General features: G+C 40.0%; 12 protein-coding genes and 1 tRNA gene. 8 read left to right on the forward strand and 5 right to left on the reverse strand.

Translation table 11 applies throughout. The annotated features are described in order from the left end of the window. Nucleotides 1-119 precede the first annotated feature (119 nt). Nucleotides 120-1,493 carry an NAD-dependent succinate-semialdehyde dehydrogenase gene (locus tag WAE59_RS06930; protein ID WP_337855211.1) on the reverse strand — a complete coding sequence of 458 codons (1,374 nt, stop codon included), beginning with the start codon at nucleotides 1,491-1,493 and terminating at the stop codon, nucleotides 120-122. Between the two features lie 177 nt (nucleotides 1,494-1,670). On the opposite strand from WAE59_RS06930, the gene WAE59_RS06935 reads away from it, so the two are divergent. Further along, nucleotides 1,671-1,743, forward strand: a tRNA-Lys gene (locus tag WAE59_RS06935). A 330-nt stretch (nucleotides 1,744-2,073) separates the two neighbouring features. Here WAE59_RS06935 and WAE59_RS06940 read toward each other — a convergent pair. Next, a complete protein-coding gene (locus WAE59_RS06940) occupies nucleotides 2,074-3,027 on the reverse strand; it encodes a helix-turn-helix transcriptional regulator (protein ID WP_337855212.1) in 954 nt (317 codons plus the stop codon). A gap of 89 nt (nucleotides 3,028-3,116) precedes the next feature. On the opposite strand from WAE59_RS06940, the gene WAE59_RS06945 reads away from it, so the two are divergent. After that, entirely contained in the window at nucleotides 3,117-4,289 is a 1,173-nt protein-coding gene (locus WAE59_RS06945) for an FAD-dependent monooxygenase (protein WP_337855213.1), read from the forward strand. A gap of 3 nt (nucleotides 4,290-4,292) precedes the next feature. Further along, on the forward strand, nucleotides 4,293-4,775 hold the full coding sequence (locus WAE59_RS06950) for a hypothetical protein (protein ID WP_337855214.1): 483 nt from the start codon (nucleotides 4,293-4,295) through the stop codon (nucleotides 4,773-4,775). A 27-nt stretch (nucleotides 4,776-4,802) separates the two neighbouring features. Here the strand turns inward: WAE59_RS06950 and WAE59_RS06955 are convergent, their stop codons facing one another. Both WAE59_RS06955 and WAE59_RS06960 read right to left on the reverse strand, forming a co-directional pair. Further along, nucleotides 4,803-5,912, reverse strand: a complete 1,110-nt coding sequence (locus WAE59_RS06955; protein WP_337855215.1) for an SGNH/GDSL hydrolase family protein — start codon at nucleotides 5,910-5,912, stop codon at nucleotides 4,803-4,805. A gap of 31 nt (nucleotides 5,913-5,943) precedes the next feature. Then, a complete protein-coding gene (locus WAE59_RS06960; protein ID WP_337855216.1) occupies nucleotides 5,944-7,008 on the reverse strand; it encodes a ligand-binding sensor domain-containing protein in 1,065 nt (354 codons plus the stop codon). A gap of 103 nt (nucleotides 7,009-7,111) precedes the next feature. Between WAE59_RS06960 and WAE59_RS06965 the strand changes: the two genes are divergently transcribed. The 4 genes from WAE59_RS06965 (at nucleotide 7,112) to WAE59_RS06980 (ending at nucleotide 11,712) form a co-directional block, all read left to right on the forward strand. Further along, entirely contained in the window at nucleotides 7,112-8,002 is an 891-nt protein-coding gene (locus tag WAE59_RS06965) for a winged helix-turn-helix domain-containing protein (RefSeq protein WP_337855217.1), read from the forward strand. Between the two features lie 732 nt (nucleotides 8,003-8,734). Next, nucleotides 8,735-10,042 (forward strand): S41 family peptidase, encoded by a 1,308-nt coding sequence (locus tag WAE59_RS06970; RefSeq protein ID WP_337855218.1) that lies wholly within the window; start codon nucleotides 8,735-8,737, stop codon nucleotides 10,040-10,042. A 38-nt stretch (nucleotides 10,043-10,080) separates the two neighbouring features. Next, complete coding sequence (locus tag WAE59_RS06975; RefSeq protein WP_337855219.1) at nucleotides 10,081-11,079, forward strand: hypothetical protein; 999 nt, start codon at nucleotides 10,081-10,083, stop codon at nucleotides 11,077-11,079. Nucleotides 11,080-11,136: 57 nt separating this feature from the next. After that, entirely contained in the window at nucleotides 11,137-11,712 is a 576-nt protein-coding gene (locus WAE59_RS06980; protein WP_337855220.1) for a suppressor of fused domain protein, read from the forward strand. An 8-nt stretch (nucleotides 11,713-11,720) separates the two neighbouring features. On the opposite strand, the gene WAE59_RS06985 is transcribed toward WAE59_RS06980, so the two are convergent. Next, the gene (locus WAE59_RS06985) at nucleotides 11,721-12,497 is read right to left on the reverse strand and encodes a hypothetical protein (protein WP_337855221.1); all 777 of its coding nucleotides are present in this window, start codon (nucleotides 12,495-12,497) and stop codon (nucleotides 11,721-11,723) included. Nucleotides 12,498-12,572: 75 nt separating this feature from the next. Between WAE59_RS06985 and WAE59_RS06990 the strand changes: the two genes are divergently transcribed. Next, complete coding sequence (locus tag WAE59_RS06990) at nucleotides 12,573-13,565, forward strand: phosphotransferase enzyme family protein (RefSeq protein ID WP_337855222.1); 993 nt, start codon at nucleotides 12,573-12,575, stop codon at nucleotides 13,563-13,565. Nucleotides 13,566-13,607 lie beyond the last annotated feature (42 nt).

A 13,607-nucleotide genomic window follows, 5' to 3' on the forward strand; every position in this document is an offset into this window, starting at 1 on the left:
TCAGGCATGCTAAATAGTAGGGAACAGCAGCAGCCAAGAGCGGAGGCCGCAAATGCGGTACGGCTAGTTTGCGGGCATTATTCAAGTAAATCCACGACGAGTCATCGTCTAAACTACTTTTACTTAATGTAGACCGTCTTGATGTTTACAAACTCCTGAATACCAAATGCGCTCAATTCCCTGCCATAACCTGATTGATTGATGCCGCCAAAAGGCAGTCTTGGATCCGACTTCACCAGGGAGTTCACAAAACAAGATCCCGCCTGCAGTTTTGTTCTGGCTATCTCTTCGCCATATTGCTTGTCGGAAGTGAATACCGCAGCACCTAGTCCAAATGAGGTATCATTCGCAATTTTTATCGCATGTTCGGTGTCGCGGGCACTGAGTAGGGTAGCGACGGGACCAAACATTTCTTCGCTATAGGCCGGCATTCCTTTTTTCATCCCACTTAATACGGTAGGCTGATAATAGGCGTGTTTTCCTTTGTGGTTTGGTATTTGGCCGCCTAGCAGACATTTAGCGCCCATGGTGATGTTTCGTTGTACTTGGGCATGCAATTCATCTCGAAGATCTGCTCTGGCCATGGGGCCCAGATCTGTGCAGGCTTCCAATGGGTCGCCCGTTTTACGGTCATTCATCTTTTCCAGAAACAGTTCTGTAAATTCTCGCTCTATTTTCTTAACCAGAATGAATCTTTTGGCTGCGATACAACTTTGTCCATTATTGATCAACCTGCTGCTGGCGCAGATTTCAGCCGCAGATTCCAGATCCGCATCTTCCAAAATGATATAGGGGTCGCTGCCTCCGAGTTCCAGTACGGTCTTTTTAAGGAGTCCGGCAGCTTGTCCGGCTACTTTTATTCCAGCCTCGGTGCTTCCTGTGAGGGTTACTGCCTTTACCGATGGGTGTGCAATTACCTTATTGACGGCGCTGCTGCCAATCATTAAGGTTTGAAACACATGATCAGGGAATCCGGCATCCTTAATCAGTTGCTCAATGGCCATTGCACATCCGGGCACATTTGAAGCATGCTTGAGCAATCCACAATTACCAGCCATTAGGGCAGGGGCAAGGAAGCGAAATACCTGCCAGAAGGGGAAGTTCCAGGGCATGATGGCCAATACTATACCTAAAGGCTGAAAACTGACATAGCTTTTTGTCGCCTCTGTTTCCACCTGCTGGTCTTTTAAAAAGGCGGCGGCATTGCTCGCATAATATTCGCAGACTCCCTGGCATTTGTTTATTTCGGCCAATCCGTCTTTTAAAGGTTTTCCCATCTCCAGGGCCATTAAATTGGCTAGACTGTCTCTTTGGTTGTGTAGTTGCGCTGCGAGACTGTTCATCAGGCGGGTTCTGTCCTCAAAGCTACTTTCCCGCCAGTTGATCCAGGCTTTATGTGTTTGTTCGATTTTTCGGCGTACCGTGTCTTCAGTTGCTTCTTTGTAAGATTTTATGATTTTGCCGTTTACGGGGTTGATTGCATTTATACTCATGTTTTATGGGCTTACTTCGACGTTTTGGTCAGCTATAATCGTACCACCTGATAAATATCAGGCTTAGAATCTGTACACTACAGAATTTGTAGGGTAATAATTTGCGTTGTTTAGGCTGTAGCGCTATATTTGTACAAATCAGACGGAAATGTTTGATAGTGTTCTGTAAAGAACTATGATTCCGTAGCTCAGCTGGTAGAGCATTACACTTTTAATGTAGTGGTCCTGGGTTCGAATCCCAGCGGGATCACAGAAATCCTCCAACGAAAGTCGGGGGATTTTTTTTTTAATCCCACTGGGGTTCGAACAGAAGCGTTGGCCCGGTTCGAACTTTATCTTGAGCGGGATGCACAAAGCCAGCGCGAGCAAAAAATCCCAGAGGGACCCAGCAAAGACTATCAAAATGTTTTTGCTTTTAGAGGTTTTCAAATTTCGCACGTTTTCACAAAACTTCTGTTAGCGATTGGGTGAGTAAGGCAAAGTGGTGTAAATTAAAAGGCTCTATTAAGTGGCTGTAAGGATTAGGCAACCATTGGCGTTGTGTGGCAGTGTTTGGTAATATTAAAATGCGATAAAAAGTTTAGATTTTATTTTTATCACTCCACTTCTTTGGTTTTAATCCAAAGTGTTTTTCAAATAATCTTCCGAAATAACTCAAATTGCTAAATCCTAATCGATAGCCGACTTCTGAAACTGAGAGAGCTTCTTGCTTTAATAGGCTTGCCGCTTTTTGCATACGCAGATGATTGTAATATTCGTGAATTCCCTTCCCAAAAACTTGTGTAAATATCCTTCTTAATTTTAGCTCATTTATACCACTAAGTTTTACCAGTTCATCTTTTGTGAGCGGTTTTTCCAGGTTTGATTCTATCGTATTTCGAACCAAATAAACTGTATCAATTTCAGCGTTACTAAGATGGTGGTGTTCTGTTTTTTCCCTTTTTAATAAATTGCTGAAAAGCCAATAAATAAGTTCAAGTGATTTTAACCTATAAAAGGCTTGCGATAAAATGTTTTCTGTTGGAAGATTGGCCAATTGAGCAACCAAATCAGACATTTCAGGTGACATAAATTCTTCTATCCAAAAGGTTTTTTCTACATCAAAAAGATAAAACAATCGATCTGCATCATTTCCGACAAAATGTTTCAGGTATTCCAGTTCGACTAAAATTGTGATTTGCTGGACGTGAACATCTCTGGGAAATACCACATCGCTTTCTACATGCAAAGGCATAATGCGAACATGTGGCTGATTGTTCAATGCTCTTGTACCAATTGCTTTACCTGTTCCTTCCGTAATAAAAATATTTTGAAACGAAATGAGCAATCCTTCCTCTATTACCCCAATTGGTTTTCTTTTGTAAGTAAAAGTCCGGCTGGCAATTAAGGAACGAACCATTAGTAACATCTCGGGCATCAAATCCACAATGTTCAATTGGTTGAAATGCAAAAGTTCTATTTCTTCTTCAATAGAAGCTAGGGAGAGGCCGAGTTTCTCAGCAAGTCGTCTCATTTTACCTTTTTCATCAAACATAATCTATTGGACTATTATTGGTTTAATTTGGACTATTTTATCTGTAAATGTAAAAATAGATTTGCAGTATAAATTAAAGTTTAGAAACAATGAAAAAAAATATTGTGATTTCAGGAGGAGGCATCGCCGGACTAACTGCTGCAAAACTATTGAGCAAACAGGGTCATAAAGTAACTGTTTTGGAAAGAGCTGCATCATTCAGTAAATCTGGTTTTCTTATTTCGCTCAAGAGTTTTGGGGTTCGTATTATGAATGAATTAGGATTAGCAGAACAATTGCAGAAAGCATCATCACCATCGGAATTTGTGAATTTCAGGGAATCAAACGATACAATTATAAAAGGCCTTAGCTATGAGAAAATGAACGAGAACATTGAGCGTTCGGTATTGATAACACGAGGCGAACTGCATCACGTTTTATACAATGACCTAAAGGATGAAGTGAATATTCTTTTTTCATCCTCTGTTGAAAAATTAACGTATCATGAAAACAAAATCAAAATCTTACTCAACAACCAAACCGAGTTGGAGGCTGACCTGCTTATTGTTTCAGAAGGGTTACGCTCTACAACAAGACAAAATTATTTTCCCGAAAGTACGCTGGAGGATTTTAACGTGCTTTATATGGGCGGACGATTGAAAGAACACCATTCTTACGAGGTCGGCAAATTCAATATTTATATCGATGTGAATAAGATGCTGTCTATTTATCCCATTGCTTCCGATGAAATAGCCATTCAGTGCTATATACATGATAAAGGAGATTTAGCATCCATGCAAAACAAAGCCAGTGAAATACTAAGAACATCTTTTACTGGATATAATGAAGAAGTACAACATTTGTTAGATGGTTTCGCGGATAATGGCCTTATGTTTATTGATAAAATGGGCATGATAAATTCACCCACTTTAGTAAACAGTAATGTGGTTTTATTGGGAGACGCGGGCTATTGCCCTACTGCACTATCGGGAATGGGGGCATCGTTATCCATTTACGGAGCAAAAGCCTTGGCTCATTTTATTGATGAAAATCCAAACGATCTAAAAACGGCTTGTTCCAACTATGATACCATCATGCAACCTATCATTCAGAAATTTCAGGGAAATGCAAAAAATAATTCGGCATCATTTATCCCTGATAGTGAAGAAAAATTAACCAAGTTTATCCATTCATTCAGAGCTGCGTCTGATGCCGAAGTGAAAAAAATAATGACCGATCCAATTGTATTAACAGAAGACCAATTGAATTTTAAACTCAATTAAATCATGAATTTTAGAAAGATACTTTCCGTGATAGTAGGATTCGGAACGATAGGGTTATTGAGTTCTCTCTTTGCAAAGATACAAGGCTGGTTGTTCGCGTCATCTTTGGAAATATTTACGAATCAGGAATTAGCCGCCACCAATATTTCTCAATTTGTCATCAAACTTATGTGCGTGTGGGTTAGCTGTTGTTCAGGTGGAATATTTACCACAAAGATTGGAGGAGAGGTAAGAGAAAATCTGTTAGTTGGTGGTTTAATAATGCTGGTTGTGGGTTGGCTATGGTTGTCGGCTGTGAACCCTATCTGGTTTTGGGTATTAATGATTTTAGGTATTTTACCCTGCGTATTTTTGGGATATAAATTAACTTCTGCCACGTTTAAAATACAAGCCAAGTTATATCTTAATCTCCAATTAAAGGAGATTAAGATATTTGTCACTTCATTCAAAAAGAGCGGCCAATGGTTGAAAATGATTTTTTATTAAACGCCAAGCCCGAGATTCACGATTGGCCTAGATCCCATAACGACTAAGAATCTTTACAATCACTGGCCGGATCTTGTGGAGCATCCTGTCGAATCCCAGGTCATTGGGATGTATGCCATCCGTAGTTCCTTCCTGGTCGTTACCCAACAGGCCATCCGCGTAAATGAGGTACAAGTTTTTGTCCTGCTTTTGCAGCTTCTTGATTTTTGTTTCGAAATATCTGTCCTTTAATAATACCCGATCAGCAACCTGAGTATTAAAATTTCCCATTTCCCTCGCGACGCTTTGTATAGCGATGATGGGTATTTTAGGATGCTTTTTGCGAATAGTGGTTACGAAATTGGCTGTTCGCGCTAAGACCTCCTCTGGCGATGGATTGGGCACACAATCGAGAATCAAAGCATCCATGGACAGATTTGAAATTAAATTCGCAACACTGGCTTCCATTTTGGCATTGCCACTGAAACCAAGATTAATGAAATTTAAACCTGTTTCCCTAGAAAGTCTTGCCGGGTAAGCTAAACCAGGTCTGCTTGCAGAGGCTCCCTGAACAATGCTGGAACCATAAATAATAATATTTTTTTTGAAAGGGTTACTGGCCGGCGCGATTGTGGCCGCGGAATCGATACCAATCTGAAGCGATATCGTCTCATCATAGGTGGGGAGAAAAAGTAAGCATGTTTTTTCTCCCGGAGCCATGTTAGCGACGATTTCGACCGTATTGCAATCGTGGGCCTTTGGGCGGGCAACACCGGCATATTGCCAGCGGTCATCTCGTTTGATATACAAATCCATGCCCTCAAAGGCAATAGCTGTCATATTATCTGTCGGACCTCCAGCTCCCGTACACCATTTTGCAGATATCTTAGAGCTGTTGGTCTGGAAGCTGATGGCCAGACCCGCAGATTTCGTAGCTAAAACTTGCACCGCTTTAGGAAGATCTTTAATTGCAGCCATATCCAAACGGTGGTAGGAGGAACCATTATGAGGTACTTTTCCTATCATAGTAAGCTGACGTGCATCTATAAAGACCTGCTTGGTTACCTCTTGTCCAAAGCCCTCAGATCTATAAATCAGTGATAAAGAACATAGTGCCAGAAAGGAGACATATTTGAGCATAGTATTTTTAGCGAACAAGATACCGATTTTTGTTTTTATGATGTGATAATTATTCCATTTTGAGCGCTTTAAAGTCCGTAATGGATTTTCCATCATAACGACATACGCCGTCCATCGATCCAAACCAGATGTTTCCCTGACGATCTTCTAGAATCCCAAAGATCATTCTTTTGCTTGCCACTTCGGTTGCCGCTGGATTCTTGTCTAACAAGGACTTTTCCTCATAACGTAAGAGTACCCAGTTTTTGTCCTTATCACTTTCTGAACTGGTCCATATGTTGCCTCTTTTATCTTCATAGATATAGCCAACAAAATTCTTGCTGAAATTGGTAAATGTATTACCGTCATAGCGCCAAAGACCATCGGCACCACCGAGCCAGATATTGCCTTTTTTATCCTTGATCATCGAACGCACATTTGTAAATGGGCGGCCATCTGTATTGGTAATGGTGCTGAACGTTTTCCCATCGTAAAGGCGGGCATGGCCCCTCGTAGCAAACCAAAGGTTTCCCGTTTTGTCTTCAATGATGGCATTCACATCATTGTGCGTCCAATGCAGTTCTGGAATCTGATTCTGATAGAATGATATATGGACAGAATCGGTCTCATTGTGGGGAGGGGCGTCGCTCATTTTTAAGTTTCGAAAGGATTTAGCGTTGTAACGACTCGCTCCGCTTTCAGTACCGAACCAAATGTGGCCTGATTTATCTTCATAAATATTGGTGACCCTGTCATTGGCGAGCCCATCTTTAGTTGTATAATTTCGAAAGGATTTCCCGTCGTAGTAATAAACCCCAGAACCGATAGAAGCGAACCAGAAATTCCCTTTTCTATCCTCCAAAACAGAGAAGAAGCGCGCGGAGCTTACTTTACTGGTGACATTGCTGAACAACTTGCCATCATACTTGAAAACACCCTCCCATGAAGTAATCCAGATATTGCCCTTTTTATCTTGCTTGATGCTGCGAACGATGCCCTTGGGTACTTGAGCAGATACAATGCGGGTTTCAAGGGAATCTTGAGTGCCGATTTTTTGTTGGGCCTGTAGGGGACAGTTGATTACTCCTGCCAGCACGATGGTCAGGCAGCAGAACACCTTTCTTTTATTTTTCATATCTTATCTAAATTGATTCAGCGAATCTACTTTGATGTTTTTCGCTGCGGGGAATTTGGATTGTAAATAAAAATGTAAACTTTGTAAATAAAAAATTGACACTATGCAACTTAGTCGAAACCTGGTCTTTGGAAAAGGTAAGTACCTGTTCGGACTGATAATCTTGTTAACTGCTGTAATTTGTGCGGCTTTTAGCATGGACCATGGGGACGACTTTGACTTCGCAAGAAGGGAAGTCTTGCTGCGCCGGATTGGACATGAACTGCTTTTGCAGTCTGGAGATAGTACCTCGAGAGTACTTCCGGTTGAGAAGATCGACGAAAATGAATACCAGATCAGGTTTGAGAATGAGCTTACTTTTCAACCGGAATTTCTGGTAAAAACTACGTCTGGTTTGCTGGGTAAGGATCCGCTTACCCGCGATTATGTGGTAAACGTGCTGAATTGCGGAAATTCTAGTGTAGCCTATGGATACGCCATATCGCAAAATAAGAAAGATGATATTGTAGCCTGCATGGGAAGAACGCAACCCAAAGCATGTTATATGATCAACATCAAATTTAAACCGCTGGGCCTAAATACAACAAAAAACGGATATCTTCTGGGCAGCTTGCCATTTTTAGCGCTTGTTGGTTTTATATTTTTAAGGTCTGTTAAGCCAGGAAAAGTCACACCCGAGCGTACTGACCATGATGGCGCCATTGCTTTGGGTTCGGTATTGTTTGATGTAGCGCACAGGAAACTAACCATCGGCGGACATTCAGTTGATCTGACGGCAACAGAAAGCCGGATACTACTCATTTTCGCGCGTGCTCCCAATGAAACTATAGAGAGAAGCCGGCTACAAAAAGAGATCTGGGAAGATGAAGGTGTTATTGTTGGGCGCAGTCTGGATATGTTTATATCAAAACTTAGAAAAAAACTGGAACTTGATCCGAACGTCAAAATCGTAGTGGTACGGGGCAAGGGGTATAAGCTTGAGGTCAGCGCTTAAGAAGAATTTTTTTCTCGCTGAATCCTTTTCCTGAATGCTATAAATTCTATGGCTGTGATGGACAGGTAGATTATTGAAAATATCCCTAGGGTCGTAAAAATGCTCTTATTGTAAGAGTAAATATCAATTGCTACATTGATGAGGATAAAAAGGGCCCACACTAGTGGAAGTCCACTGAATGACAAGAATGATAGCAGGTAGTTATTTCTAATAGTTGTCATTAGATTCAGGAAAAATGTCAGGGAGCAAATGACCATTCCAGCAAGGTATACGGCTGAAAAACTTAGATTTAAAAAGATATCTAAAATGTATAAAAAGCTTTCAAATACATTTCCCTCAGGTGATTTTGATTCCGCAATAACTACTCTGTAGATGATAAATAGTGCGATACTGAGCAGTAAATTGATTGTCCAAAATTTACGTATAATTTTTTTCATTTACTATTAATAGTGGTTCATTGAAGTAAATAGCCTATTGAGATTTGCATTGAAGATACTCGTAATTCTTTCAAAATTTGTGAACTCCGGTCAAAATAAAAATGTTTATATTGCTAACAGATAATACCAACTTAATATAAATGTAGCACTTAACCTGATTATTGAACATCGGTGCTAGAATGTCATCAATCTTATGAACGCAGTCTCAAAAGCCAAGTACCCGATGGTTTTCATTTGCACGGTCCTGATAATTTCATATTCAGCAAAGGCTCAACACAAAACAAGCATGTTTGATGTGAAATATAATCCTGGGAAACTAAAGGCGGATGTCGGCTTTGTTAAACGCCAGTTAGAAGATCATCATCCGGCTTTGTACTGGTATATCACCAAGAAAAGTTTAGATTACAAATTCGATAGTCTCTCAAAATCAATCAAAGAACCACTATCCTTTGCTCAGTTCAGGTACAAATTGGCCTGTGTTCTTGCTGACATAGGTGATGGCCACATGTCATTATTGTTTGATCAAAATAAGCTAAATGAAAATGATGTATCAAAATTCAACGGCACTAAAGTGCTACCGTTAAAGCAACTGGAATATGAGATCATAGGTAATAAACTTTTTATCGCTAGATCTCATGATCCACGGATTAAGCGGGGAATGGAAATCGTAGCCATTGACAAAAAACCTACACGTGATATACTTAAGGTATTGACAAGAGGGATGCCTGCTGATGGGTATAGTACTCACTTTAAATATTTCGTGCTAAAGAAGTCGATGTTTTCGGATATCTATTCCGCCTATTACGGATACCTGGATACAGTATCGCTGCAGCTCGATGAGGGCGGTACCAGCTCCACAGTTACCATTACAAGTTCTTGGGAGTCAGGGAAGTTTAATGATCCGGATCCTCGAGGAAGGTCGACGATTGAACATGCTATAGTAAAAAATCAGCAGGGCGCTCCTGCAATTTTAAGAGTCAAAGCTTTTGATAAAATAACCGATCATATTTTTAGTGATTTTTTCGCCCAATTGAAGCGTGACAGCATTAGGTCTTTGGAACTGGATCTTCGGGGTAATATAGGGGGTGATCATTCAAATATGATCAAACTATTTTCTTATTTAATTGATAAGCCAACTTATTTCGCGGAAATATTTAATCGCAACAAGGCTGGAAAAATGGAGGACGACCTTGACTATGGGGCAAAAACTCCCGTACAGCCGGCGGCCGATCATTTTGATGGGGTGCTTTACATTTATACTAATGAAGGTACGTTTTCCGCGGCCAGTCTGCTTGCCGGGAGTTTGCAGGCGATCAAAAGGGGCACTATCATTGGTCAGGAAACTGGCGGAGGAAGAAATGGCTGTATTGGAGGCCGATTTGTTCAGTTCTCCTTACCTAACACCAGCCTGCTTTTGAAATTCGGAGAGATGCAGATTAAAATTCCTATTCAAACTGATTTTTCCGGAAGAGGAGTGGTGCCCGACATAAAAACTGTTTATAGTTTTAAAGACTTCATTAAGAAAGAAGATCTCGAGCACAAATGGGTGATCGGTCAGATTTGGCCAGAAGCTTACAAGCGGTTATGGCCAGATGGGAAATAGCTGGATTATAATTCTTTACTTTGCTCATTAATATAGTTATGCCAGCTACGATTACACAACAGACTATTAAAACCGATGATTTAAAGGCAATTGATTGGCTTGATAATGATATTGTAGACTGGGTTTCTGGGGGGCAATTGTATCCCATGGACGGACAGCAGAGTCGAATAGCAAAATGGCATTATCCATTCAGTTTCGATGCGTCTATTACTTCTTTGGATGGTCAGTATGCTTTCATTTACAAACGACTCGGTACAAAGGGAATATTATTAAAAAATGGGGAGATGCTTCGCGAAATCAATCGCACGTACTACTGTGCAGAAGCTTATGAATTTCCAGCAGCGTTTCTGACATTTAACCAAAGAACATATTTGATCCATTGCCCAATTGACTACTGCCGACTTGATTTTGAGGATGTAGAAACGGGTGAAATCATTACCGACATACCTGGCAGGGACCCGTCTGATGTTTTTCACTCGAGACTGTCAATTAGCCCCGACAACAGATATTTGATGGTATGTGGTTGGGTTTGGCATCCGTTAAGTTGTGTCGAATTATTCAATATCTCGGAATGCTTTAGCAACCCCTTGTTATTAGACCAAAGCTCGATTTCTCCAAAATATGGAACAGAGATTAACTCAGCAACATTCATTGACAACGAGAGAATACTTATCGCAGCATCTGATGAAGAACCTTTTGATGATGAAAATGAGCCAATATTGCCGCAAAAGAATCTTGCGGTTTGGAGTTTTAAGACAAATGAGCTTACCGCACCTGTAAAAGTCAAGGGAGAATTTGGAAACCTGTTCGCTATTGACGAGAAGAGGGCCTGGGATACTTTTAAGTATCCAAAAATCATTAATATTCAAACTGGAGATATTGAATGTGAACTGGATCATATAAATTCCGGAGAGCAACTCTCGTCAATGTTCTATGGTAACATTGAGAAATACCCGCAAATATCTTTTAATAGAAAATCAGCAGCAATTGCAATCAAAATTAGCAGCACAGAGTTGAAAGTATTTACTTACAAATAGAGAATATATAGTAAATTCAATTAAGCATTAAAAAAAACATTTTTTAGATAAGAAAGGATGAAAGAATTGAATACTGCAAAATACTTTTTAGAATTATCAAGACATTACGAGGACTATTTTGGAATTGAAGGTAAATGCTTGAAACTAAACAAAGGGCCTATGGAGAAGTTGCATGCAGATTTTTTTGTTTTAGAATTTCCTCCCAATAAGAGGCATGGCATGTTTTGTTATTGCACCGTTGGCATGTCTGCTGATCGTTTAGACGAAAATCTGGTTGAGTTGTTCATTTATTCGCCAAAATCGGATGAATCGTTAATTGAACTTTTAACAGTCTGTGCATCTTATCATAGAAATGTGCTACCCCTGAATCTGCAGCACACTGTGAATATTGGTAGGCCTTGGCTTGGGGAATCTAAGTGTGATCACTGTTTTATTTCAAATGCGTATCTTGATGGGGACCAGCTGGAACTGTTTAATTACCTGGGACAAGAAATCTCTTGCTATTGGTTGATTCCTATTACAATGAATGAGCGAGATTTTAAAATTGATAATGGTTATGAGAAATTGGAACAACTCTTCGAGGATAAGCAAATAGATTATTTAAATCCAGATCGGGATTGCTTGGTCTATTGATTTTTAACCTACATGGTTTCTTCGGTGATGGTTACGTTTGCTAAATTTTGCCAGTTTTCTACGACTTGATTGTAGAATGGTTCATCACCTGAACCACCTTTGAAAATAGAATAAATTCTTTGTCCGTTCCTGAAGAAGCTCGGTGCAGTCTGCAATTGCTGACGGGAAATTCCTTTCAGTACTTTATTCAGATCAAAGTTAAAGGTCGCTACATAATTTCCCGAAGTGCCAATCACGATTTCAGGTACTGAAAGGCTGGCTTCAAATGGATAAGAGCTACCGACCAGTACGCTATCAATACCTCCAGCGGCATTCACAAAAGTACCTTTGAAATGAAAAGCGAAGTAATTTGTTGCTATCCCTGGGATAAGTGATTTTCTACAGAGCATTTTTACAGCGACGTCCTGGTAAGATCCAGAAGGAAGTGTAACAACGCCTGCTAGTGAATTGGCATTAAAAAGATCAAGATTCTTTTCTACGGTGATCGTAGTATCTAACAGGCTACTATTTATGCCTTTGAAACTGATTTTATCTACATATACTGTGGCAGAAGACCAAGTTACATCTACCTGCGTAAGCGTATCAATAGTACTCGAAACCTGAGTTCTATTACCTATACTGGAAAGGTTTTTTCGGCCGGAATTAGAGGCTTTTGCGACATAGGAAATTTTGCCAAATCCAGACTTTTCTTTTTCAGGATCATTAGATTTTTCACAAGATGATACTGTAGATGCAAGGATTAGAAGGCCTAGGAAAGCTGATGAGAGCGGAGAGAGAGATTTCATATTGTTGGAGGGTTAAATTTTCTGTTTTAAATATAGGAAGAATTTTCGTTTTCTTTGCGAATCAATTTCATCTTTATGGAAAATTTTCCAGTTATCAGTTCAATTCTTTCTGCCGATCACGTAGGCCTTATGCTATCAGAGAGATATGGCTTGTCTGATGGAGTTTCATGTACATTGTTAAAAGCAGGGATTAATCATAGTTATCTGGTTATCCATGCAGCTGACAAGTTCATTTTCAGGCTCTATAGCTTAAACTGGCGGAGCGATCTGGAGATAAATGAAGAACTTCGCTTACTTGGCGCTCTGAAAGAAAAAGGGAGTCCTGTTTCATTTCCCTTAAAGGACGTTAGTGATCAGTATATTCAATACTTGGATGCGCCTGAAGGAAGGCGACAAGGTGTTTTGTTCTCTTTTGCTGAAGGAGATAAGCAGCTTAATTTTTCTGCCGACTTACACCTTAAAGTGGGTAAGGAAATGGCGAAAATACACCAGACTACTTTAAACTTGAAATTGGAAAGAATTACTTATAGTCCGAAGGCCGTATTAGAAGATTCATTTTTAAACTTAGCCAGGTTTCTTCCCGCTGATTCGGAAGAAAGTGCCTGGATGATATATGCGAAACAGTATTTATCAGATGAAATGAATAAGGCAGATATCAGCCAACTTAGGTCTGGGGCTGTTCATTTGGATATTTGGTTTGACAATATGAACATCACTAAAGATGGAGAGGTAACGATTTTTGATTTTGACTTTTGTGGCAATGGTTGGCTTGCTTATGATATTGCGTATTATATTTTACAACTGCATAGTACCGAAAAAGATATTAGCCAGCGCGATTTGAAGATCGCATCTTTTTTGAAGGGCTATGAGTCCGTAACCAAAATTACCGATGAAGAAAAAAGGATGTTGCCGGTGCTTGGGGTAAGCCTTTATTTCTTTTATTTGGGTGTTCAATGTGAACGCTATGAGAATTGGTCGAACGTATTTTTGAATGAAACGTATTTGAAACGCTTCATTAATCTTTTGGTGAGGAAGTATTTCGAAGAAAATGTTTCTTCAGAGAGGTAGTGAATTGAGCGGTTCTGATATACAGAAAGGGCCCCAGATTTC

It is taken from the genome of Pedobacter sp. GR22-6 (genome assembly GCF_037402555.1).
GTDB lineage: Bacteria > Bacteroidota > Bacteroidia > Sphingobacteriales > Sphingobacteriaceae > Pedobacter.